Origin of the sequence: Priestia megaterium, from assembly GCF_046599315.1 — a bacterium.
GTDB classification, from domain to species: Bacteria; Bacillota; Bacilli; order Bacillales; family Bacillaceae_H; genus Priestia; species Priestia megaterium_F.
Genome location: NZ_JBKIKC010000005.1, coordinates 65,340 through 90,029 on the forward strand (window position 1 = coordinate 65,340; position 24,690 = coordinate 90,029).

Genomic DNA, 24,690 nt, shown 5'->3' on the forward strand with positions numbered 1-24,690 from the left:
ATACGTTATGTAACTTAAGAATTCTTTTTGTAACTAAAAAAAGCACAGCTTCGGAAAAGAGAAGCTGTGCTTTTTCTAATTAAAAATTAAGCATTTACTGTTTCTAGAGCTTTAATTTCTTTGTATTTTGGTTCCCACATTGCTGCTTTTACTGCTGCTTTAACATCTGCTGGAACTTCTTTTGCCACGCCGTCTTCAATCGCTGCGTTAGCAACCGCTAAAGCAACGTTATATGATACTTCACGCAATTCTTCTACGCGTGGTAGTAATGAAGCACCTGGTTTGCTGCTGTCTACCATTTGAGCTACAGCGTGTGCACATGCTGCGAACATGCTGTCCGTAATAACTTCTGCTTTTACCACGATTGATCCAAGACCAAGACCTGGGAAAACAAAAGCGTTATTAGATTGACCAATTTCATATTCTACACCATCGTATTTAACTGGTTCAAATGGACTTCCAGTCGCTACAAGTGCTTTTCCTTCTGTCCAATTTAATAGGTTTTCAGGAGTAGCTTCCGCAAGCGGAGTTGGATTTGACATTGGTAAAATAGCTGGGCGTTCTACATGCTTAGCCATTTCTTTTACGATTTCTTCTGAGAAGGCACCAGCTACACCAGAAGTACCAATTAAGATTGTTGGTTTAACTTGTCTGACAACTTCTAAAAGAGAAATTTTGTCTTCTTCACGGTTCCAGTCTTTTACTTCTTCTGCTTTTCGTGCATAAGGAGTTTGGAAACCTAATAAGTCGCCCATGTCATCTGTTAAAAGGCCTCGGAAATCAACTGCCCAGAAGTTTTTGTATGCTTCTTCTTCTGTAATCCCGTCTAATACCATTGCGTCACGAACTTGATCTGCAATACCAATACCTGCTGTACCCGGTCCGAAGATTAAAACGCGGTGGTCACGAAGTGGCATTTTAGACACTTGAACTGCTGAAAAAATAGCGGCAAGCGTTACAGCGCCTGTTCCTTGGATATCATCATTAAATGTTAGAATTTCTTTTCCGTACTTGTTAATAATGTTACGAGCATTTACATTACCGAAGTCTTCCCAGTGTAACAGTGCATTAGGGAATATTTCAAGAGATTTTGAGATGAATTGATCTACGAAATGATCATAGCGCTCACCGCGGATACGTTCATGACGGTTTCCGATATATAAAGGATCATTTAATAGTTTTTCATTGTTTGTTCCTACATCAAGAACAACTGGAAGTACTCTGCTTGGATCGATTCCTGCTGCAGCTGTGTATACCGCTAATTTACCAATAGCAATATTAATACCACCAACGCCCCAATCACCAATTCCTAAAATACTTTCTGAATCTGTAATAACCATTAAATCAATGTCTTCACTATTTGCATCGATATTTTTAAGAGCTTCCTCAATGCCTTCTACATTATCGATTGACAAGTATACGCCACCCGGACGGCGATATTCGTGGCTGTATTCTTGGATTGCCTGTCCAACTGTTGGTGTATAAACAACCGGAAGCATCTCTTTTAAGTGATCTTGCAATAAACGATAAAATAATACAGCATTACGGTTTTGTAAATCATTTAAATACACATTTTTACCAAGGTTATCTGGCTGAGCTAAAAATTGCTCATATGCACGTTTTGCTTGCTCATCTAAAGTTAAAGTCATTGGAGGAAGTAAACCTTCTAATCCTAACGTTTTGCGCTCTTCTTTTGTAAAAGCTACTCCTTTGTTTAACATTGGAGCTCCTAAAATTTCTTTCCCACGTAAAGTCGTTTCGATTGTTTCATTATCTGCAAAAAATACGTTGCGCATACGACTATCTTCCTTTCTGTAGACTTGTATGACAAGCATACAAGTTGGTTAGATTTAAGTAATTAACATCTTATATGGATATTACTCATATTATTCAAATGTCCGTTAACTTTTTATGAATAGCATGCTAATTCATTTGACAATAGTATATTTTATGCCTATCTATTTCTGCTGTCAACTATTTTAGTAGAGCAATTTTTTAGTTATAAAGAGGTAGAAATTTCTGAATTTAATATCTTTTATCAATTATCTTTTTATATAGGTATTAAGAACCCTCTATATTCTATTCATTTCTTTTTGAAAGCTAAAATAATCCTTTTATATGGAAAAAATGTTTAATTATAAAAAATTTATTTTAAGATAATTTTAGCTTTCATATAAAAGAATATTTTTTATTTTTTTTGTCTATGCTGATTAGTGAATTATTATGAATATTCTTTCCCTTCTATCTATACATATAAACTATATAGTTCTTTTTTATAATAATGGAGGTTATTGTATGTTAAAACCAGATACAGCTATTATTTTTGGATTTCTTATCGAAGAGGCATCCAGCCGATTAGACGATACAGAGATTAAAGAAATTGCAGCGAAAGAGCTAGAAAATGGAGAATTGGTATTTGAAGAAGCCAGTTACTTTTATAAACGCTTTTTTATCCCTGCTCCCTCTGAATTAAGACAAGCTCTTCGCCGGGAGGTCTTATCGCTTCATTTAACATTAAATCAAATCAAAAATGCACATGCAAACGGATCAATGTCTCAAATTGCTCATATGCATCAAATTATTGCAGAAACTGAAAAATCAACAAATGAACTTAACAGACTTCTAAATCTTGCGTTCTACGAGGGTGAAGACGATCAGACGTACGCATCATTCATGAATATTTTTTCAAATAAATTATAAAAAAACCGTCCTTAAGGACGGTTTTTCTTATTGAACACCTTTCATTAAACGCTGAATTTTTGGCGAAAGCATTAGCACGATTACACCTAAAATAACCGATACTCCGCCCAATGCAGCGAAATAAACAACTTGCGAAATGTTTTCGTAATATTGAACAAGCTGAGCATTGATTGCCTGTGCCGCTGCGCTTGTTAGGAACCATAAACTCATCGTTTGAGCAGAAAACGCTGCAGGTGCTAGTTTTGTCGTAGTTGATAATCCTACTGGTGATAAACAAAGCTCTCCAACTACAACTAAGAAGAAGCTTAGCACTAACCAAAGCGGGCTCGCTAACGTTTCATTTCCATGAATACTAGCTGGAATAACCATGACAAGGAAAGAAAGCCCTGCAAATAAAAGTCCTAATGAAAACTTCTTTGGTGTAGAAGGCTGTCTGTTTCCTAATTTCACCCAAAGCGCTGCAAAAATTGGTGCAAATATAATAATGAATAACGGGTTTAAAGATTGGAACCAACCAACTGGAATTTTAAAACCGCCATACGTTAACTGCGTATGGTCTTTTGCATACGTTGCTAAAATTGTTGAACCCTGCTCTTGAATTGCCCAGAACATTACTCCAGAGATAAATAGAGGAATATAAGCTAATACGCGCGAACGCTCATCAGCCGTTGTCTTGGGACTCTTATACATAACAACAAAGTAAATAATAGGAATAACAATCGCTAAAATACTTACAAATAAAATAACACCTTCAACAGTTAAAATGCCCGCTAAAGAAGTCAGTACAATAAAGATTGCAAGTACAACTGCAACAAGTGCAATGGTACCAAATACTTTTTTGCGTTCTTCTGGTTTTAAAGGGTTTGGAACTTGTCTACCTGCACGACCTAGAGTTTTGCCTCGCGTAGCCATAAATACAATTAGACCTAAAAGCATTCCTACTGCCGCGATTCCAAAACCTAAGTGATAGTTATATTTTTCACCTACTGTTGAAACAACTAGCGGCGCGATAAACGCTCCTGCATTTACACCCATATAGAAGATACTAAACCCAGCATCTCGACGGTTATCAGTAGGGCTATACATATCACCTACAACGCTTGAAACGTTTGGTTTTAATAAACCTGTTCCAATGATAATCAAGAACATTGAAATAAACAGCGCTGTTACACCTGCTGGCAACGCAAGTACTAAATGTCCCAGCATAATAAATATACCACCGTAAAACACCGTATTAGACGTACCTAAAATGCGGTCTGCAATCCAACCGCCAATAATTCCAGACATATAAACAAGGGAACCATAAATAGAAAAGATCGCTAAAGCGGTTCCTTGTTCCATTCCTAATCCACCGTTTGCAATTGTATCGTACATGTACAATACAAGTAGCGCACGCATTCCGTAGTATGAAAAACGTTCCCAGAATTCTGTAAAGAACAAGGTAAATAACCCTTTAGGATGTCCAAAGAATCCTTTTTGAGGAACTGTTTCATACACTTTTTCTCTCTCTACCGACATATTCCTTAACCTCTCTTTCAACCGTAAACCACCATAGACAAAACTATCAAAAAATTATGATGATATAAAAAAATAGAAACAAGAAAATTTTATTCTTATAAAATGATTATGTCAATATCAGAATTTTACAATGAGTGCATTAAATACGGTTTTCTATTATAAAATTGCACCCATAAAAAGCTTTAAATCAAGATTTCTTTTCCTGAAATATCTTTTTGAAAATTTTTTTATACAAAACCCTTGATTACAAAGCATCTGATTATCTACTTTTCATACAACTAGATAATATTTTTATTTTTTGGAATTTTTTCTGTATATTAAAAGAAAAGCTTTAGTATTTTTTCATTAAGCTTCCTTCAATTAGAAAAATACTTTTTCGAAATAATAAAAAACTCTTTAAAAATGTCTCTTTTGTTATAGTAGATACTCTTTTTTCACCTATGTAGTAACCTTAATATAAGTCATTCTAATTTTTTTATGTAAAAAAAGAGATAAAAGGTTTATTTTTTATCTCTTTTTTGTACTGCCCTTACAATTTTACGTGCTCACCGTTTATCATTTGTGCTCTGTGAAAAGGAATCACGCCCTCTTCTCTACTGTATACAATCGTTCCTCGATTAATAGTAGTTAAAATAACGCTGTTAAATACCATTCCTTCATATATACTGTGCTTATGTTTGAAAACCATTCCTTCTTTTGTCACTTCTTCAGTTTGATCCAAATCTACGATGACTAAATCCGCATCGGACCCTAGCAAAATGCTTCCTTTTTTAGGATATAGACCGAATCGTTTAGCTGGATTAGTTGATACAAGTTTGGAAATGGTAGAAAGAGACATTCCTCTATTGATAGCCCCTTCACTGATCATTGCTTGCAAAGAGTACTGACCGCCTGATATCCCACCCCAAACTTTAAATAAGTCATTTTGGTGGGCTGTTTTTAATTCAATAGGGCAAGGAGAATGATCCGAAGAAACCATATCTACTTCTTCTGATTGAATACAAGCCCATAATTTTTCTTTTTGACTCCTACTACGAAGAGGAGGTGCACATTTAGCCGTTACCCCAATTTTTTCAAAGTCTTCCTCTGTAAAAAGTAAATAATGTGGACAAGTTTCAAGCGTAACGTTCATTCCCTTCTTCTTTGCTGCCGTAATAAGCTGCACTGCTTCATAGCTGCTAATATGTACAAAGTGAAGTGGGCATCCCGTTTCTTCACCGTACTCAAGCGCTTGTTTTACCGCATTTACTTCTACTGACACGGGTCGAGTTTCTAAATAATCTTTAATAGCAGTTTGTTTTTGCTTCTGTTTAGACTGCTCAAGCTTTTGTATTAAGTCATTTCTTTCAGCATGTAGGGCAAGTACTTTGTTTAGTTTCGCAATTTCCTTCATTCCTTTGTATAATGTGAGGTCATCTGAGAAATCAAATTCAGAACCGGCTTCTGACATAAATGCTTTAAAACCTATTACACCCGAATGAGCCATTTTAGCTAATTCTTCTTTATTGCCAGGAACTAATCCTCCCCATAAACCATAATCTACTATTGACTTTTGATCAGCCAGCTTTTTCTTTTCCCACAGCGCTGCTTCCGTTACGGTAGGTGGAATGCCGTTTAAAGGCATATCAAAGTATGTAGTGCAGCCTCCTGCGGCCATAGATGCTGAACCGTAATCAAATCCTTCCCAATGGTCTCGGCTCGGTTCATCAAAATGCACGTGAATATCGATCATTCCAGGCAGAACATGTTTTCCTTTAGCATCTAAGTATTTTTTTGCTGGTGTGCTAACATCTGGCGCTATTTCTGCAATTTTTCCTTTTTTAATAGCTATATCCGCTTGTATTATTTCATCTTCTAATACGACCGAACCATCCCGAATAATTAAATCGTACATGTTATCAAACTCTCCTTTACTTCATTACTTCATCTTTTTATTAAACGAAGTAGTCTGCTATTGTTCTATCATGCACTGTTTTCTTTAAAAAGTCTTTATCCTTGTAAAGAAACCTAACACATAGACTGGTCATTATGTCAATAAATATAACTGAATTATCTGATTTTTACATCTACCATTATATCTAAACTTTTCTTTTTCATTTAGTCACTTTCACTAACTAAAAAGACATTGAGACATAACTAAATCAATAGACGCACAAATCGGATAAAGGAGCTAGTATAGGTTACACCGCTGTTGATTTCCGTGCAAGACTTCGCTTACGCTCCTGCGGGGCCTTATCTATTCTGCTTTTCCCACAGGAGTCTTCGCCTTGCCCTCCAATCAACCGCTAGAAGCACCTACATACAGGAAAACTACGCTCACCCTACCCATAAAAAAAAACGAACGAGTTGGAAACTTAATTAAGACTTCAACTCGTTCGGATCTTCCTGCAACTAATATACTTTTGTCCCGGCCTCTTTTAACTCTTTTTCACTTTTTGTGACATTGGCAATCTTACTGTAAATGTACTTCCTTTTTCTTGTTCACTTTCTACATCAATTTTTCCTTTATGTGTTTCTACAATCCATTTAGCGATTGCTAGGCCTAGCCCATGCCCTCCCATTTGACGAGATCGCGATTTATCAGCACGATAGAAGCGATCAAAGATCCGATCCTTTTCATCTGGATGAATCCCAACTCCTGTATCACGTACTTTTAATATACATTCACTTCCATGCTGAACCACTTGAATATTTACACTTCCATGAGGAGTCGTATATTTAATAGCATTATCTAACAAAATGTAAATCAGCTGAGTTAGACGCTCTTGATCTCCAGTTACCACTAGTTTTTCGGGCGTATCCAGCTGCAAATCAATATGTTTGGAAATCGCTAGAGTTTCAACAGATTCCATTACCTTTTGTACCGCATCTGTAATGTCAAATGGCATCATTGCTTTTTCTACTTTATTAGAATCTGAGCGTGCAAGCGTAAGCAAATCACTGACGAGACTCGTCATCCGCTTCACTTCGGCTTTCATATTATTGATTAATTTTTTAGAAAAAGGATCTTCTGTTACTTCTTCCTGCATCTCTAAAGCATTGATAGAAGAAAGCATAACGCTAAGCGGCGTTCTTAATTCATGGGATGCATCTGCCACAAACTCTTTTTGCTTTTGAAAAGCTGTTTCAATTGGGACCATTGCACGTTTTGACATTAAGCGACTGATATAAATGGCTACTCCTACAAACAGTACCGTAAGGCTCAGCATAATAATAAGGAGCCACTTTAGCAACTGATAAAGAAACGAAACATCTTTTCCGATATAAAGCATCCCTAAAAATTGACCTTTATAAAAAATAGGTTCACCCGCCATCATTAAATCAATATCTATTTTGCCTTCTCCATTTTGCCCTTTTACTCCTTCAATGTGTTCAAAACTAGGGCGCGGGGCTTTTATTCGTTCTTTTCGCACCTCATTTTCAATAGGGATCCATCCATCAATTAAATCTAACAAGCTAGAGCGAAGCCGCTCGCTCGCTTCATTTCCCATAATAAGATCCCCTTCAGGACTGATTACATAATAAAAAAACTGATCTTCCCCCGCTACCACAATGTTTTTGTACTCTTCTTTCGACTGTTGATCCGGGCTGCTTATGGCCTGTTTAATCAAAATACTTTGAACAATTCGGGACTCTTGCTTTAACATGCTATTTAAGTTTTGCTGCTGGCTATTGGATACAACCACATATACCAATGCATAAACAATAAATACGAATAAAAGCAGAAACAGCATTAGTAATGCGCTATATCGGAATGTTAAACGATTTTGCGTCTGACTAAATAAATCTTGCTTTACTTTTTGTTTTACTTTCTGTTTAGCTCTCGTAAGAAGTTTAGCTTTCAATTTTGTAGCCTACTCCACGAATGCTTTGAATAAGATCCTGTTTATTGAATTTTTCTAGTTTTTTTCGCAAAAGTTTAACCGTCGCATCAATCGTTTTAATCGAAACATCTGATTCGTATCCCCATACTCGGTCTAAAATAATATCTCGAGAAAGAACTTGACCTTTGTTTTTCACTAAAAAATCTAGCAGTTGAAATTCACGAGGACTCAATTGAATAAACTCCCCGTCAAACTGCACGGTTTGACTTGCTCTTTTTAATATCATGCTGGAAATTTCTACTTCTTCTTCTAAAATTGGCGCATAATTACGACGAGACAAAGCGCGAAGCCTTGCAAGCAGCTCGTCAATTTCAAACGGCTTAATAACGTAATCATCCGCTCCCGCATCTAAACCTTGTATACGATCTTGAACCGCATCTTTTGCTGTTAACATAAGAATAGCTCCGGCGTATCCTTCTTTTCTTAGACGTTTACATACATCAATTCCATCTCCATTTGGCATCATCCAGTCAAGAACTAACACATCATAATGCGCTTCAGATGCATAGTCATACGCATCATTCCCTTCTGTCACCCATTCGACGTTATAGCCTCCTTTTTTCTTCAGCATATAACTAACTAATTCACCTAGCTGCAAATCATCCTCTGCTAGCAGTACATTCATTCTGCGTAACTCCTTCCTTTATTTGATACATTTCGCTGCATCCTTTTGTTTACTTTATTATACAAAAAGAATCAGCAGAAACAAGCTGCCTCTACTGATCTCTTTTCATTTTAATTTTCCCTATTATGTTCAGTACGGGCGCAAACTGCCGTTCAGTAGTTTGCGTCTTTTGTACTCTTTATGAATGACTAACGATTTGATTTGAATATGAAGGATTTGATCCATTAACAGTTTCTGTCACTTTTACAACACGTCGGCATATCTCAGCTCGTACACCTCTGTGCTTCAATTGTTCGACGATTTTTTCTAACTTACTATAAGACGCTGTTTGTTTCATATCCATCCCCTCATTTCGCTAAGGTATTATTTATGAATCAAGTTTGTTTGTAATATCGTATTTTTTCTTTAGCTTTTGTAACCATGTTGGATACTCTGTTTGGTATTTTTGATCAAGCAGCGTTTGCTTAATTTTTGCTTTGCTATTTTCATATGTTGCTTTTTGCGCTTCTTTTTTGCCTGTCACTTTAATAATGTGATAACCGTATTCTGTTTTAACAGGATCACTTACTTCATTTACCTTCATCGAAAATGCTTTGTTGGCAAAAGCTTCGACCATATCGCCTTTTTTGAAGTATCCAAGATTTCCACCATCTGATTTAGAAGCTGTATCTGTTGAATATTCTTTTGCTAGCTTAGCAAAGTCTTCTCCTTTATCAAGCTTTACCTTCACTTCTTTCGCTGTCTTTTCATCTGCTACTAAGATGTGACTAGCTTTTACCTGTGCTTCTGTAGCTAGTGAATCTTTGTTTTCATTAAAGTACGATTTGATTTCACTATCTTTAATGTTAATAGTTGACTCGACCATTTTTTTTGCTTCAATATTTGTCTTTAAATCTTTTTTCAGCTCTGACAATTTTACACCGCTAGATGTTAATGCTTGATTTAATGCATCTTCTCCGCCGTACTGACTTTTAAGGTTTTCCAATTCAGCATTAATTTCTTTATCGGTTACTTTAATATTTTGTTTAGCTGCTTCTTTTGAAATGACTTTTTGTTCAATGAGTGAATCAAGGACGCTTGATCCTCCCTGAGCAAGAAGAGCTTCGTACAGCTGGTCTTTTGTGATTTTTTCATTACCAACGGTAGCAACTACCTTTGATTTATTCATTGCTACGGCACCAATAGCTACTGCAGCAATAACAACAACGGCTGCAATAATCATAATTATTTTGTTTTTAGACATCATTAAACTCCTTTTTCATTTCTCATTACTTACCTAAACTTAAGCTTTTGCGCGTTGGTAACGGTTTAAGCTCGATTAAAGGCCTTGCAATAGTAGATACGTATTTACTCGACAACAGCCACGCCACTCCACAAGCTCCAATCAGAAGAATGCTGTATCCTTGTACACTTTCTATCCAGTCTCCAAAAGAAGATAGGCGGATATATTTAATCAGAAATCCATGTAGCAGATATACATAAAAGGTTTGAGCACCTCTAGATGTAAAGGACATCGTTTGTGTTGGGATCAAAGCGAGAAAGGAAATTGTCATTGCTAAGCTGATGCTATAAAATAGCGTACGAATGGCCATTCCCTCTAATTGATTTACTCCTAAAGAAGAATAAGATTTTGAACCAAATAGCCACTCTTTTTCAAAATCCGGTGCTACATACTGAATCCACAGAGCAATAATCACCAAAGTACCTCCAGCTATTTTTTTACAGGAAACAGACGTTAACTTTTTAAAATGTTCTTTTTTCATATAAAATCCTGCTAAGAAAAAAGGAAAGAATACAAATGTTCTAGAAAGACTTAACGTTGTTTCTAGGGGTTCACATAAGCCAATCATAATCCCTAAAGCTGTCGCCACAGCTAAAGGGTATTTGGTTTTTGTAAAAATGAACAACATCGCGTTCCAACAAAATAAACTCAGTAAAAACCATAGCGACCAAGCTGGCTGAAACACTGAAACTTCAAATGTGGATTCATCATACAGTTTATAATCATATACCGCATAGATAAGCTGAAAAATAATATAAGGAAGTAATACTTTCTTCGCCATCTTCCACATATATCCTTTTTTTCGGTATCCTTTTGCAAAATAGCCGCTTATTAAAATAAACGCTGGCATATGAAAAGTATAAATAAATATGTAGAGTGTTCGTAACCACTGTTCATCATTGATGAAGGGAGTTAACAAATGACCAAACACTACTAGAACAATTAAGATAAATTTCACATTATCAAAATACGCATCCCGCTTAGCCATTTGACCTCCTCCTTTCTTTTGCATTCTACGAATTTGTACGACGTGCTGCTGCGAATATCTTTTCTTTACATTCATTACTATACATAGTGAAAATGAAAAAACAGTGAAAACCTTTCTTTTTTCTATTTTTAAGTAATACGCCGCTAAATAAGTTTGACAAACGGCGCCTCTTTCTCTACTATATAGATACGCACCCTATCCAATTCAATTTCGCTTGTTGCGGGACACTTAACCAGTACGGATGGATAGGGTGTTTTTGCATGCAAAAAAGGCAGAAGACCTAGGTCTTCTGCTTTTTATTTTGCTATAGGCTGACTGTTATTTTTTCTGTTCCCTTTTTTAGTTTTTACATAATAAAATACGTAACAAAAAAGGACAAATGGGATACCGCAGTATAATGCGATACGCTGACTCTCATCAAAAGCCAGTCCCACACAAGCAGCAAAGCATAAAACAAACGCTAAAATAGGCACAATAGGGTATAAAGGAGCTTTATAAACAAGCTTCGATACGTCATTCCCTTCTTTAATATAGCGTCTTCTAAACATAAAATGAGAAGCTGCAATAGCCATCCAAACAGCTACAACCGCAAAGCCAGAAATAGAAACTAACACTAAGTAAACAGTGGTTGGTGCAACCACGCTTGACAGTAAGGACAGACAGGCCACTCCCATGCTGATAAGTAATGAATTAAATGGAACTCCTTTAGACGTTACTTTACCCAACCAAGTGCTAACCATTTTTTGATCTGATAATGACCAGAGCATTCTCGAACATGCATATAGGCCTGCATTAGCGTTTGATAATAAAGCTGTTAAAATAACCAAGTTCATAATATCCGCTGCGTAAGGAATACCTATTTGATCAAATACCGTCACAAAAGGACTTTCTAACACTCCTGCTTGTTTCCATGAGATCAAACCGGATAGTACAAACATGGCGCCAATAAAGAAGAAAAACGTACGCCAAATAATATTTTTGATTGCTCGAGGTATGTTTTTTTCCGGATCCTCTGTTTCCCCCGCCGTAACACCGATTAGTTCTGTTCCTGAAAAAGCAAAGCTAACGGAAACCATCGTAATCAATACAGGCATAAGTCCGTTTGGAAATAAACCGCCCTCTCCTGTAAAATGGGAAAGCATTGGCGCTTTTTCATGGCCGCTAAGAGGAATAAATCCAAACATCGCTGCTGCGCCTAGGATAATAAATACAATAATCGTTAATACTTTAATACTTGAAAACCAAAATTCTGTTTCGCCGAAAAAACGTACAGATGTTGCATTTAAACCAAATAATAGAAGAGCAAACAGCGCGCTCCATAGCCAAACAGAAACGTCAGGAAACCATCTTTGCATAAGCAGGCCAGACGCTGTAAACTCTGAACCGACAGATACTACCCAAGTCAGCCAGTAGAGCCAGCCAACCGCAAAGCCAGTACCTGGCCCTATAAACTTCGTAGCGTATACTTGAAACGATCCTGACACAGGCATCGCTACGCTTAGTTCCCCTAAGCACATCATGACTAAATACATAATTAATCCACCGATTAAATAAGTAAGGAGTGTTCCGCCAGGACCTGCTGCGTTAATTGTGTAACCTGAATTAAGAAACAAGCCCGTACCGATAACACCACCAAGGGAAATCATAAATAAATGACGGCTTTTCATTTTTCTTTGTAACTGATTCATAGATGTTGTATTCTCACCCATTATGTGCCTCCTTTTATAGTAAACCTATCTAAAAACTTGGTTTATTTACACATCCTATATAAACTCTTCCCTGCAGAAGTAGGCTTTATTTCTTTGATATGTACGAATTTTGTATATTGTATACAATATACACTTCTTAAATCTTTTTACGATTATATCATTTTTCAGATTTTTTACAACAATGAATAATAAAAAATATTTTAATAATTCTATTTTTTATATTCTAACTGAGATTAGATGAAGTGGTATGATATGATTATTTTTATACCCGCACGTTCTTTCTCATTATTTTCGTACTCTTCCATCATCATTGTACAAAGAGAAAGAACAGCCGATGCGATATTTATTTTAGGGGGAAACAATGAACAAGGGGCCTATGATTTATCATTCATTAAAAGATCATGTATATAACTACATAGCAAGTCAAATTCAAGACGGTACACTGCTGCCTAACGACAAAGTAAATGAAGCCAGTATCTGCTCTCAGCTGAATGTCAGCCGAACGCCTGTAAGAGAAGCACTTATCAAATTGGCTTCAGATAACCTATTAGAATACAGGCCGCGCAGAGGGTTTACTGTAAAAGAAATTGATACACAAAAAAAACTAGAAGTATTTGAAATTGTCGGTGCCTTAGATGGCCTTGCAGCTGCCCTATCGGTTGATCACTTAACTGAAGAAGATTTTACGAAGATGAATGAGCTTATTGAAAAAATCGACGCTTCGATTGAATTAGAAAATTATCAAGATTATCAAAAATATCAAACGTACTTTCATCGAGTGTATTTGAACCGATGCGGTAATGAAACGTTAAAAGAACAGCTTGTGTCTTTACAAGATGGATTCATCAGACAAACGTACTTTAGCGAAGATAAAAAAGAATTATACACCATTTTGCACATGATGAATGAACATCATCGACATATTATGAAACTTCTAAAGCAGAAAAAAAAATCAGATGTTCAGCTTTACCTTCAAAATATCCACTGGAAAATCGAATATCCAGAAATGATTTAATCAAAAAGCAAGCACCGAAGTGCTTGCTTTTATTTCGCTATGGAAGAACGCTGTTTTTCTTCGTTTGCGTACCAAATGAACTTCCCTGTATATCCGTAAATAATAGCCAAAATAATAGAGACAAAGCTTAGCCACATAAACGGCAGATAAGCGAATGTAGAAATTCCAAGCGTTGTAGCCAGAAATACGCCGTTGTCCGTCCATGGAACCATTCCAGAAGTTAAGGTTCCCCCTACTTCTGAGTTACGGGCAAGTACTAGACGCTGCAGCCTTAACTTGTCATAACTTTTCTCCATAATTTTCGGTGTTAAAATCAATGAAACATACATTGCACAACCAAATATATTCCCTAACAACCCAACGAAAATAGTAGAAGCTGTAACGTTTCCTGAATTGACAAGAATTTTTTCAAATTTAGATAGCAGTACTTCTAAGACGCCAAGCTCATCTAATAAACCGCCAAATCCTAGCCCAAAAATAATTACAATAATGGAGCCAACCATGCTTAAAATTCCGCCTCGATTTAACAGCTCACTTAAAAATGTATTGTCGGTATTAATTTTAAATCCTTCATAAGCCGTATTAAATGCGCTCGCCACATCCATATGCTGAAAGACGATTGCCCATATAATTCCTAACAACGAACCAACCGCAATGGCTGGAAGAGAAGGTTTCTTTAATGCTAAAAGGACAATGACAGCTAAGGCAGGAATCAGCATCCACCCACTGATATGGAATGTATCCAACAGCGAAGACTTTAATTCTTCTACACGTCTAATATCCAAATCTTTTCCTCCATACATAAAACCTGTCACGGTAAACAGCACTGCCGTAATGAGGTAAGCAGGAATATCCAATACTAACATTGCTTTGACGTGATCAATAACGTTCACTCGAGCCATTGACGCAGATAAAATCGTACTGTCAGAAAGCGGAGAAAGCTTGTCACCAAAATAAGCCCCTGAAATTACAGCTCCAGCTACTAAAGGAAGCGGCATACCTAGCCCTTGTCCGATTCCCATCATCGCAATTCCAGCTGTCCCAACCGTTCCCCAAGATGTGCCTGTTGAAATAGAGGTAATAGAGCAAATGACAAGTGTAGCAAGTAAAAAGAATGTTGGATTAATGAATTCTAACCCAAAATAAATAAGAGAAGGAACAACTCCTCCGGCGATCCATGTTCCAATTAATGTACCGACGGCTAATAAAATTAAAATAGCTTCCAATCCGTTTGATATGCCTTTTGTAATGGCCCCTTGAAGCTGATTATACGTATACCCAAGTCGTACTCCTAGCACCATAACAATAAACCATGAAATAAATAAAGCAAGCTGAATAGGTAAATCAAAAACAGTGGCAAATGAAATAACAACAGCTAAAAATAAAGCAAGCACAATTATTATTTCCCACATAGATGGTAAACGTGTTGTGTTCAAACTAGCTCCTCCTAAACTGGTATGTAGATTCTCGAATGTGGTATCGTTTAAGAATAAAAAGTCCTTATTCACTATCTGTTTCTCTTGCTGCTCAAACGTATGTATTTCTAAGAGTGCTTAAACAATAAACTGCATCTTTTAAGAACATAAAAAATAAGGATATTCGCGTAAACAATAAGCCATTTTTCTTTTGTCCAGTGGCCATAATACCACAAGGTTGTGCTTCCTTACAAGACTAGGTATGAGACGCTTATTGTTTATTTTGATACAGAAAAAATCATAAAAATTTCCATTTAACGAAAAGAGGAAAGTAACATGAAGAAATATGCAACATTTGCGGGAGGATGCTTTTGGTGCATGGTCGCTCCTTTTGATCAACTTCCCGGAATTATCAGTATCCGCTCGGGCTACGCTAGAGATGAACAAATCATTTCTGAAGCTTCTCTTCCAAAGAAAGAAAGCGAATACGTAGAAGCAGTACAAATTGTATGGAATCCTTCTCAAATTACGTTTGAAGAGCTGCTTAAGCTGTATTGGCAGCAAATTGACCCTACGGATTCTGGTGGACAGTTTTCAGACCGCGGACCGTCATACCGAGCTATTATTTTTTATCATAACGAAAAGCAAAAAGAAGCGGCTCTCGATTCTAAAAGAAAGCTAGCCAAAAGCGGACGCTTTAAGAGTCCTATCGTCACACCTATTTTACCTTTTTCTTCTTTTTACGAAGCAGAAGAGAAGCAGCAGGAGTACTACCGAAAACATGCATTTCACTATAAATTATACAAAGAAGGTTCAGGGCGAACTGATTTTCTGGCGCAGCATTGGCCAAAGGACCGCTCTTACCTTAAAGAAGTCCTAACGCCTATGCAATATTTTGTTACGCAGGAAAACGGAACCGAACCCCCTTTTACGAATTTATATTGGAATAACAAAAAACAAGGAATTTACGTTGATCTTCTAACGGGAGAGGCACTGTTCAAAACATCAGATCAGCTAATGTCTCATACAGGCTGGCCAATTTTTAAGCGCCCTATCTTATATGGAAACATAAAAAAAGTGCCAACACGGCATTCAACAGCGCTAAAAAGCAAAGAAGGAAATAATTATTTGGGTTTACTTTTAATAGAAGAAAACAGAGAATACTATCAAGTGAATTCTGCGGCATTGCACTTCATTCCAAAAGAAAAGCTTAAAGAAGAAGGTTATGAAGACTTTTTAATTTTGTTTTGATGCTTATACTTTTTTAAAAGGATAAAAATAAGCCGTTACTTGATTTGCGTAGTGTACAGTTAAATCGTGATTGTCCGTCGGACGCGAAAAAGGCTGAGTAATGGAATCATCTCTTATTTCACACTCCCCTTTTTGCAGCTCCCAAGGATTATGAGAAAGGTCTCCTCTGTAGACAGCTCCTTGATGAGTGGTAAATAAGCAGTAGCGCTCCGTAAGCCAATGAGCTAATTCTCCTTTTTTACTTCGATAGGACAGAGAAATCCCTTTATATGTAAGCTTTACTCGCTCTTTTTTTGAGTTTTTGTGTATTCGAACTGACTGAAAAGTAATATGGTCCTGAGTTTTGTTGAATGTCATAGCAGCGTGGTAATAAGGCAAATGAAAAAAGTGACGAGCAATCCATACTCCTAGTGGATTGCTTGCGTCTAAACTAAAAAAATAAACGCCTTTTTCCCCTTTATATGTAACGTATGTACGCACATTTAGCTCATATAGCCGTGAAAAAATAGGAACTGCGGGCGTCCCTTTAAATCGAATGTCTGTCATCGTAAAAGGTACAAGGGCAATCCACGCTTGACCATCATAGGTGTCTGGCTCTAACTGTCCAGGCAATAAAGAAGCCAAAAATGACGGGTCTATAGGCCAATGAATAAACAATAAATCTTTCCACGTTTGTTTCATTATCCAATTATTTTCCACTTCTTATTTCCTCCTTTTTTCCAGATGTTCTTTCCTATTAATTCAGCTGCTGCCGATTTCCCTGACAAATATGCGCTTTCTAACCGCGAGTGATTCGTCTTGTCTTCTCTTCTTAAAAAAGCATCTCCTGCCACTAGCAGCGACAGCATGATTTCAACAAAGGGCTGATGAAGAACTCGTTCCACCTCTGCATAGCGCCATTTCTTTAATTGAATGCTTTTAATATGATTTACACCTATCCATTCTTTTATTTCATTTTTCATTGCCTATAACAACTCATTTTCATGTTCATTAAAATGTTTCTTCGACCAGTCTTTATTCATATATACACTAAGGACGGCGTCTTTGATATTCCCTTTTGTTGATCATTGACGATTCTTTGGATTGCGCTAGATGGATTCGTTAGTTGACCATGATCACCATACAGCACTTCTTCGTAGAGTTTCACGATAGCAACCAAGCAGGGACTAAATTTCAATGTCTTAAGAATGGATTTGTCCGCTTGTAACTTACTGTTATTAAGTATCTCCATAACCTGAGGAGAAGGAGGTGTAAAAATGATATCAGTCGCTTCAAAAATCTCATTTTCTTCTGTATATAGCTGATACCTTCCGTTTTGAAAATCAATGGCTTGAACTTTCCGATTCACATATACACATAGATTTTTTGCTAAATATTTAGCTAGCGCATTCATGCCATTAATACTTTGATAGCGAGGGTGATGGTCACCAAACCATTTCTTAACTTCTTTATCGCCTATCCATTTATTTACGTCTTGTTGAAATTCATTTGATCTGACTGTAAAAAATTGAGCTCCATGATCTGCTCTTCCATCTTCCACTCTTCGGGTAGCCATTCGTCCCCCTACACTTTTACTCTTATCAAGAAGAAAGACCTCTATTCCTGCTTTTTTTAATTCAGCCGCTGCTATAAGGCCCGTTATTCCAGCACCTACTATTCCTACTCGTCTCATTTTTCCCTCCTTATTTAACTCATTTACTTACAGTATAAAAAAATGGAATAATTGAGCTAATTTAAACTGTCGTTTTTCATTTACCTTCGCTCCTGCTTGTCTCAAAAAAATAGTCTACTATTCCTTTCAGCTGAGTATACTTGTTGTATAAAAATATATCTTTACCTGCTAGTAGGCCTATAGATAGGAGGACTGTCACATGATGCTCTACGATATTGGGCATAAAGTGTATTACGAAGTATTTAATACATCTCGCCCTAAGATGAAGGACGCTCACCAAGGACGAAGCTGGGGCTATGTTTATAAAAATCTCAATGGACAACCTACAAAATTTTGGATTGATTTTACGCACGGACGTTTTATGTACTTCCAAGTTGAAGATAAGTGGTATCGCGTGCAATATTTGCAGTCCAATGATAAGAAAAAAACAGCGGACGTCTTTAAAGGGGCTCTCATTGACTTGATTTTAGATGGAATAGACCTAAAGTTAGTACGAGGAAACTTCGAAAAAAGAAGACTCTTAGCTTTGTAACACATAGAAAAACAGCCGTAAAAGCAGAACTGCTTTTACGGCTGTTTAATTGTACGAGGAATAATCAATATTTCAACCCTTCTATTTTTCGCTTTTCCAGCTGCTGTATTGTTAGATGTCACTGGTTTAAACTCTCCAAACCCTTTTGCACTGAACATGCTTGGATTAAGCTTATCATTTTTTAAAATAACTTTCATAAAGTTAACTGCTCGCATCACGCTTAACTCCCAGTTGGATTCAAAACCAGCGTTTCGAATGGGGACGTTATCGGTGTGACCGCTAATAATAATATTACGAGGAGGATCCATCACCAAAAGTTCTGAAATATCATTTGCGATTTTGGCGTCTTCACTCCGAACTTGCGCTCTTCCGGAATCAAACAGCACATTGTCTCGAATGGAAATTAAAAGACCTTCCTCGGTTAACGACGTCTGTAATTGATTTGTTAAATTTTTCTTTTGAATATACGCATTAATTTTAGATTGAATTTGCTGAAGCTCTTCTTGGTCAGCTTCTCGAATAGTTTGCTCCTTTTGTTCGCTCGTTAACGATTGGGAAGAAGCATAAGACTCATTGGGAGCTGTCTCCGCTTCGTTTGTTTTTTTCGTACTTTTAGCAGCAGGAGTATTTGAAGGCTGAACGGCTTCTTTCGATTCTTGAAAAGATTGAAATTCCATCACGCCGGTTCCTCCGACGAACGCTTCATTAAATGCACGTGAAAGATTCCTAAACTTCTGCGCATCCACTGAGCTCATTGCAAATAATACAATGAATAAAGCAAGTAAAAGTGTAAGCAAATCTGAGTAAGGAAGCAGCCAGCTTTCGTCAACATGGTCCTCTTCATGCTTTTGTTTTCTGCGTCTACTCATTTATACCCACTTCACTTTCTTGAAGAAGCTTTTTACGTTCAGCTGTTGGCAGATAAGAAGCCAGCTTTTGTTCAATTACTTTTGGAGTTTCCCCTTCCAACAGTGAAAGTACTCCTTCAATCATCATGTACTTTACCTTTACCTCGTGTTTCGATTTGCGCTTTAGTTTATTCGCAAACGGATGCCATAGTACATATCCAGTAAAAATACCAAGAAGCGTAGCAACAAACGCTGCGCTGATCGCATGTCCTAGCGTATCTGTATCTTCCATGTTCCCAAGCGCAGCAATTAGCCCTATAACAGCCCCAAGCACACCTAGAGTTGGAGCATATGTACCTGCTAAAGCAAAAATACTTGCACCCGTTTGATGCCTTTCTTCCATAGCATCAATTTCTTCAGACAACACGTCTCGTATATAATCCGCACTTTGACCATCAATAGCTAAATTTAAACCATTTTTTAAGAAAGGATCATCTACATCAATAATTTGAGCTTCAAGGGATAGTAACCCTTCTTTTCGAACAACTTGTGCCCATTCTGAAAACATGGATACTAAATCAACAGGCTGCAGCATTTTTTGTTCTTTAAACAGGACACCAAACAGTTTTGGGACTCTTTTGATTTCATTTGAAGGAAATGCAATGACTACCGCTCCAATTGTTCCGACAATAATAATTAAAATAGCAGCAGGATTTCCTAACACGGATGGATTAACCCCTTTGAAAAACATGCCTACAATAAGAGAGGCTATTCCTAAAATCAGTCCAATAAAAGATGTTTTATCCATATGTAATTCTCCTATCCTTAACTTCCTGTTCTTTCTTTTTGTATATTTTATACTCATCTTTTATTTCGACTGTTTTATAGAATTTTTAAGCCTTTTTATAAATCATATTTATAATTACATCTTTTCTCTATCATAAAAATACTTTTTTCAACTTTTCATACAGAATATCTGAAGGTCCAGCTATAATAGCTACAATTTGATTTTCTACATAAATAGCAGCCGTCATCTTATTATCTATATCAGCTAAAATGGCAAACCCGACGTTAATGTTCAACTTCATTCACCTCTGTAACGTTCTTGTTTATTCAACATATAAAAAGAAAAGTCTTAACATTTATTTTTCCGTGTTTTATTGACATTTGTAAATTTTATATTAATATTATGTAAATGAGTTGACAAAACGGAGGTGATATTGTGCTACTAGAAAAATATTGTAGAGATACTGATTTAATGATTATCCAGTTTACGATCGAACTAACAAAAGACATTCACGCTAAAATCTCCGCACGTACTTTATTTTATGAAGAACAGGTGATACGTTATGCCGAAAAAAGAATACGCTCTTTCTTACATCCTCTTTCCCTTAAACATACGCTAAAATTCGTCTATCAATCTGAAATACTACAAACCATTCTATTCAAATTAAAACCAACTTTTGAACAGCAGCACATACTGCGCTGTATTTCATCTTAAAAAGGAGTTTCCTTTAGTGGAAACTCCTTTTCGATTTGACTCTGCGATATAGACGATATGATTTTCTAATAACGTTTAAAAGCGGATATGGTAAACGGATATGGTATTTATCAATAAACGGATAAAAGGTGTAATAAGCTTTTACAAGGTCTGTCCATTTTTTATCAATACCTTCTTTATAAAAGTCAGAGATATCCACCACATATCCTCTTCCATCTTTCATCATGACATTTTTGCCATGCACATCATATGGGTTTAACCCCTGGCTTCTTGCATAGTCCAAAGCTTTATTTACATCTTTTATGACTTGTTCCGGAATCTCTATTCCCCGCTGTACGGCATCATACAAAGTAACGCCTGTAAGTCTTTTTAAAATCAAATACGTCTTTCCCTCATAAAAAAGTTGAGAATAAGCTGGGTGAACGCCCAGCTTTCTATACACTTGCGCTTCTTTTTTCACACCATAAACGGCTCTTCCGTATACTTTCACAACAAACTCAGGATAATTCTTGTGCATAAATACACCGGCATAGTTTCCTTTACCAATAAGTACCCACTCTTTTGTTTTGTTCGTAACTTCAACCGGATCATAGTCACTTTCACTTTGAATCATAACTTGTGTTAGTAATGATGTTTCAACTAACGACACCAACTGTTTAATTATTTTATCCATAGTCCCCTCTAAAAATCCTTCAGTAATCTCTATCAAATATTACCCTATGATAAATCTCAATGCAGGATGTGTCAATAAATTGACAGCCTGATATAAAGAGGCAAAATGTCCCTATTCGTTCAAGGCTGCGTGTGAACTTTGTGAACATTCACATTCAGTTCTTCTTTCATATTTAGCATCACGCTCGCCATTGGAGCAATGGCTTCGGGCTTAGTAAGCTGAAATAAAAAGCGCTTTGTCATTTCTGAAAGAAAAATGGTTACTATTTCAGTGATATAGTCCATGCCCCGTTCAGCTTGACGCTCAATCCCAAGCGGCATATACATATAGCTTGGAACATCAATGGATCCTCCTTTTTCAAAACGGTCGGGTAAAAATTCGCTTGGCTCTAAAAAATAATCTTCATGGCGATGCATCATATAAGGGCTAATTAACATAATCTCCCCTTTTTTAACACTATAACCATCTATCCGTATATCTTCACGTGCTTGACGTCCAAACAGCCAAAGAGGCGGATACAACCTCATGCTTTCAGCAATTATTTTGCGCATATACGTCAGCTTTTTGGTTGAAAGGGATTCGCCGCTAGCATACTTTTGAATTTCTTTATACAGCTGAAGATGCTCCCTAGTGTTTTGAGACAATAAATAAATAGACCAGCTGCATACGTGTGTAATCATGTCATACATTGAAAGGAATATAGAATTGAGCTGTTCGTATATTTCTTTTTCATCGACGTCTTCTCCATAAGAATTCAATATATACTGCAGCAAATCATTTCCTTCGGTTTTGTTTCGAACACGCATTTGGACGCGTTCAAAAAGAAGTTGTTCTAGCTGCTCATCTGAGTCAGGCTGGTGCAAAGGTAGACGAATATAAATTTTGCCTAACTTTTCTTTTTTTCTCATAAGTGCTTGAACACATTGAATTTTATCTTTATCCTCAATCGAAATGCCAAATACAAGTTGAAGGAGTACAGCTACGACTATCTGTCTAATGTCTTTTACTATCGTTCGAAGCTGCCCTTCTTCCCACGTGTCTGTATGTTTTTCAATTATTTTTGCGATTGCTTCCTTATTATAGGTTAAATGTTGTTTAAAGTGTGAGGGTTGAATGGGGCTCATATATAATGCTTCATCTGTCCATAACATTTCTTCACCTAGCAGGGTTTTAAACATATGTGTTAATTTAATTTTTTGAAATGCTTTGCTGTTTGTAATGACTACATCTTTAATAATTTGAGGGTCTCTCGTTACATAAAAGCGCTTGTGTGCAACTCTAAATGTTGCAATTTCTCCATACTGAGTCAAACCTTCCAAAAAATCCAGTGGGTTCTCTCTAAACTTTTGCAGGTGACCGGTAAGCTTATACGACGAGGGGCCCTGTATAACCGGCAATGTTATCACTCCTTTTCTAAAAATGCGGGACCTAAACAAATAAAAGAGTAGTCCACTAAAGACTACTCTTTTTCACACAAAGATATGCTATTGATTTTTATAAAAAAGCTTACTTATTATTCCATGTTAATCCATACGCTTTTCACTTCAGTATAATTATCAAGCGCATAGCTTCCCATTTCACGACCAATTCCCGACTGTTTATAACCTCCAAACGGGCTTGCTGCGTCAAATACGTTGTAGCAGTTCACCCAAACTGTACCCGCTTTAATGCCATGAGCAATATAGTGTGCTTTCTTTAAATCTTGTGTCCAGACACCTGCGGCTAGACCATAAGCTGTATCATTTGCTTTGGCAATTAAATCATCTAGGTCGTCAAACGGCATAGCAGCTACAACCGGACCAAAGATTTCTTCACGAGCAATCGTCATAGAATGATCAACATCTGCAAAGATAGTTGGCTCTATGAAATAGCCTTGATCAAATGGAATGTTTCCTCCTGCGAGTACTTCCGCTCCTTCTTCAATTCCTTTATCAATATATGTTTTTACTCGTTTTTGCTGCTGCGCAGATACAAGCGGACCCATTGTTGTCTCATCTGCTAATCCATTTCCTTGTTTAATAGATTTCGTTTGAGAAACTAAATCTGCCACAACGTTATCATACAAGCTTTTTTGAACATACAGACGGCTTCCAGCACAACATACTTGTCCCTGATTAAACATAATACCTGAAAGCGCACCAGGAACTGCTTTTGTTAAGTCTGCATCCGGCAGAATAATGTTTGGTGACTTTCCTCCAAGCTCTAACGTTACACGCTTTAAGGAGTCGCTAGCTTGTTTCATAATGGCTTTTCCGACAGCAGTAGATCCCGTAAAAGCAATTTTATCCACGAGATCATGATGAACGAGCGGCTCACCTGCTGTTTTCCCGTAGCCTGGCACAATGTTTAATACCCCTTTTGGGAACCCTGCTTCATCGGCTAGTCGAGCTAAATAAAGTGCAGAAAGCGGCGTTTGCTCTGCTGGTTTGAGCACAATTGTACATCCAGTTGCCAAAGCAGCTCCGAGCTTCCAAGCAGCCATTAAAAGCGGGAAGTTCCAAGGAATAATTTGGCCAACAACACCTACTGGTTCATATCTCGTATAGTTAAAATACGCTCCTTGCACAGGAATAGTTTGTCCAACCATTTTAGTTGACCACCCAGCAAAGTAGCGGAAATGTTCGATTGCTAATGGAATGTCTGCATTTGATGTTTCACGAATTGGTTTTCCGTTATCAAGCGTTTCAAGCTGCGCAAGTTCCAATTGATGTGTTTCCATTAAATCAGCTAATTTATATATGAGTCGGCTTCTTTCAGCTGCTGACATCTTTGTCCAAGGTCCATGATCAAATGCTTCTCTAGCTGCTCTCACAGCACGATCAATATCCTCTGGATTTGCTTCAGCTACATCTGCCAACTTTTCACCCGTTGCTGGATTTACTGTTTCAAACGTTTTTCCTGAAACAGAGTCTACCCACTCACCGTTAATATACAGCTGTTTAACTCCTTTTAAAAACTCCACTACTTTCGGACTCATTTCAACTTTCTTCGCTCCAAGATTTTGCATCAAATACATACCTCCCCACGAATTTTGAAAACGCTAACAATGAATATTTTACCACGTTATCTAGTAAAAT

The 24,690-nt window shown here is 37.0% G+C and carries 24 protein-coding genes; 5 read left to right on the plus strand and 19 right to left on the minus strand.

The features are described from left to right. Positions 1–86: 86 nt before the first annotated feature. Complete coding sequence (locus ACLHDF_RS16925) at positions 87–1,796, minus strand: NAD-dependent malic enzyme (protein ID WP_413919877.1); 1,710 nt, start codon at positions 1,794–1,796, stop codon at positions 87–89. A gap of 499 nt (positions 1,797–2,295) precedes the next feature. Here ACLHDF_RS16925 and ACLHDF_RS16930 point away from each other — a divergent pair, with 499 nt between their 5' ends. Next, positions 2,296–2,700 (plus strand): hypothetical protein, encoded by a 405-nt coding sequence (locus tag ACLHDF_RS16930; RefSeq protein ID WP_413919878.1) that lies wholly within the window; start codon positions 2,296–2,298, stop codon positions 2,698–2,700. 27 nt (positions 2,701–2,727) lie between these two features. On the opposite strand, the gene ACLHDF_RS16935 is transcribed toward ACLHDF_RS16930, so the two are convergent. From ACLHDF_RS16935 to ACLHDF_RS16970, 8 genes are all read right to left on the minus strand, one after another. Continuing rightward, complete coding sequence (locus ACLHDF_RS16935) at positions 2,728–4,218, minus strand: peptide MFS transporter (RefSeq protein WP_413919879.1); 1,491 nt, start codon at positions 4,216–4,218, stop codon at positions 2,728–2,730. A 529-nt stretch (positions 4,219–4,747) separates the two neighbouring features. Next, positions 4,748–6,112: an allantoinase gene (locus ACLHDF_RS16940; RefSeq protein WP_413919880.1), complete on the minus strand. Its 1,365-nt coding sequence runs from the start codon at positions 6,110–6,112 to the stop codon at positions 4,748–4,750. A gap of 523 nt (positions 6,113–6,635) precedes the next feature. Beyond that, positions 6,636–8,063 (minus strand): sensor histidine kinase, encoded by a 1,428-nt coding sequence (locus ACLHDF_RS16945; protein ID WP_413919881.1) that lies wholly within the window; start codon positions 8,061–8,063, stop codon positions 6,636–6,638. Then, complete coding sequence (locus ACLHDF_RS16950; protein WP_413919882.1) at positions 8,053–8,727, minus strand: response regulator transcription factor; 675 nt, start codon at positions 8,725–8,727, stop codon at positions 8,053–8,055. The genes ACLHDF_RS16945 and ACLHDF_RS16950 overlap by 11 nt, the downstream gene beginning before the upstream one ends. Positions 8,728–8,905: 178 nt before the next feature. Beyond that, a complete protein-coding gene (locus ACLHDF_RS16955) occupies positions 8,906–9,064 on the minus strand; it encodes a hypothetical protein (RefSeq protein ID WP_155017217.1) in 159 nt (52 codons plus the stop codon). A 30-nt stretch (positions 9,065–9,094) separates the two neighbouring features. Then, positions 9,095–9,970 (minus strand): peptidylprolyl isomerase, encoded by an 876-nt coding sequence (locus tag ACLHDF_RS16960; RefSeq protein ID WP_413919883.1) that lies wholly within the window; start codon positions 9,968–9,970, stop codon positions 9,095–9,097. A 25-nt stretch (positions 9,971–9,995) separates the two neighbouring features. Beyond that, the gene (locus ACLHDF_RS16965; RefSeq protein ID WP_413919884.1) at positions 9,996–10,997 is read right to left on the minus strand and encodes an acyltransferase family protein; all 1,002 of its coding nucleotides are present in this window, start codon (positions 10,995–10,997) and stop codon (positions 9,996–9,998) included. A gap of 296 nt (positions 10,998–11,293) precedes the next feature. Beyond that, positions 11,294–12,706, minus strand: a complete 1,413-nt coding sequence (locus tag ACLHDF_RS16970) for an amino acid permease (protein ID WP_413919885.1) — start codon at positions 12,704–12,706, stop codon at positions 11,294–11,296. A gap of 361 nt (positions 12,707–13,067) precedes the next feature. Between ACLHDF_RS16970 and ACLHDF_RS16975 the strand changes: the two genes are divergently transcribed. Beyond that, entirely contained in the window at positions 13,068–13,721 is a 654-nt protein-coding gene (locus ACLHDF_RS16975; protein ID WP_413919886.1) for a GntR family transcriptional regulator, read from the plus strand. Between the two features lie 29 nt (positions 13,722–13,750). Here ACLHDF_RS16975 and nhaC read toward each other — a convergent pair whose 3' ends face one another. Continuing rightward, a complete protein-coding gene (gene nhaC, locus ACLHDF_RS16980; RefSeq protein ID WP_413919887.1) occupies positions 13,751–15,157 on the minus strand; it encodes a Na+/H+ antiporter NhaC in 1,407 nt (468 codons plus the stop codon). Positions 15,158–15,472: 315 nt separating this feature from the next. Here nhaC and msrA point away from each other — a divergent pair, with 315 nt between their 5' ends. Then, positions 15,473–16,387: a peptide-methionine (S)-S-oxide reductase MsrA gene (gene msrA / locus ACLHDF_RS16985; RefSeq protein ID WP_413919888.1), complete on the plus strand. Its 915-nt coding sequence runs from the start codon at positions 15,473–15,475 to the stop codon at positions 16,385–16,387. A gap of 3 nt (positions 16,388–16,390) precedes the next feature. Here msrA and ACLHDF_RS16990 read toward each other — a convergent pair whose 3' ends face one another. The 3 genes from ACLHDF_RS16990 to ACLHDF_RS17000 are packed head-to-tail and all read right to left on the minus strand — an operon-like array spanning position 16,391 to position 18,059. Beyond that, positions 16,391–17,086, minus strand: a complete 696-nt coding sequence (locus tag ACLHDF_RS16990; protein WP_413919889.1) for a YqjF family protein — start codon at positions 17,084–17,086, stop codon at positions 16,391–16,393. Beyond that, entirely contained in the window at positions 17,068–17,349 is a 282-nt protein-coding gene (locus tag ACLHDF_RS16995) for a hypothetical protein (RefSeq protein ID WP_413919890.1), read from the minus strand. The genes ACLHDF_RS16990 and ACLHDF_RS16995 overlap by 19 nt, the downstream gene beginning before the upstream one ends. A gap of 56 nt (positions 17,350–17,405) precedes the next feature. Continuing rightward, a complete protein-coding gene (locus tag ACLHDF_RS17000; RefSeq protein ID WP_413919891.1) occupies positions 17,406–18,059 on the minus strand; it encodes an NAD(P)/FAD-dependent oxidoreductase in 654 nt (217 codons plus the stop codon). Between the two features lie 199 nt (positions 18,060–18,258). Between ACLHDF_RS17000 and ACLHDF_RS17005 the strand changes: the two genes are divergently transcribed. Beyond that, positions 18,259–18,591 carry a hypothetical protein gene (locus ACLHDF_RS17005; RefSeq protein WP_413919892.1) on the plus strand — a complete coding sequence of 111 codons (333 nt, stop codon included), beginning with the start codon at positions 18,259–18,261 and terminating at the stop codon, positions 18,589–18,591. Between the two features lie 35 nt (positions 18,592–18,626). On the opposite strand, the gene ACLHDF_RS17010 is transcribed toward ACLHDF_RS17005, so the two are convergent. The 3 genes from ACLHDF_RS17010 to ACLHDF_RS17020 form a co-directional block, all read right to left on the minus strand. Next, a complete protein-coding gene (locus ACLHDF_RS17010) occupies positions 18,627–19,460 on the minus strand; it encodes a flagellar motor protein MotB (RefSeq protein ID WP_413919893.1) in 834 nt (277 codons plus the stop codon). Continuing rightward, positions 19,453–20,247, minus strand: coding sequence for a flagellar motor stator protein MotA (motA, locus tag ACLHDF_RS17015; protein WP_413919894.1), 795 nt, complete (start codon positions 20,245–20,247; stop codon positions 19,453–19,455). The genes ACLHDF_RS17010 and motA overlap by 8 nt, the downstream gene beginning before the upstream one ends. Before the next feature lie 130 nt (positions 20,248–20,377). Continuing rightward, the gene (locus tag ACLHDF_RS17020) at positions 20,378–20,521 is read right to left on the minus strand and encodes a hypothetical protein (protein ID WP_014460421.1); all 144 of its coding nucleotides are present in this window, start codon (positions 20,519–20,521) and stop codon (positions 20,378–20,380) included. Between the two features lie 140 nt (positions 20,522–20,661). Between ACLHDF_RS17020 and ACLHDF_RS17025 the strand changes: the two genes are divergently transcribed. Beyond that, entirely contained in the window at positions 20,662–20,940 is a 279-nt protein-coding gene (locus tag ACLHDF_RS17025; protein ID WP_413919895.1) for a hypothetical protein, read from the plus strand. 13 nt (positions 20,941–20,953) lie between these two features. Here ACLHDF_RS17025 and ACLHDF_RS17030 read toward each other — a convergent pair whose 3' ends face one another. From ACLHDF_RS17030 to ACLHDF_RS17040, 3 genes are all read right to left on the minus strand, one after another. After that, complete coding sequence (locus tag ACLHDF_RS17030) at positions 20,954–21,613, minus strand: serine/threonine protein kinase (RefSeq protein WP_413919896.1); 660 nt, start codon at positions 21,611–21,613, stop codon at positions 20,954–20,956. 119 nt (positions 21,614–21,732) lie between these two features. After that, on the minus strand, positions 21,733–23,019 hold the full coding sequence (locus tag ACLHDF_RS17035) for a cytochrome P450 (protein ID WP_413919897.1): 1,287 nt from the start codon (positions 23,017–23,019) through the stop codon (positions 21,733–21,735). Positions 23,020–23,126: 107 nt separating this feature from the next. After that, entirely contained in the window at positions 23,127–24,620 is a 1,494-nt protein-coding gene (locus ACLHDF_RS17040; RefSeq protein ID WP_413920041.1) for an aldehyde dehydrogenase family protein, read from the minus strand. Positions 24,621–24,690 lie beyond the last annotated feature (70 nt).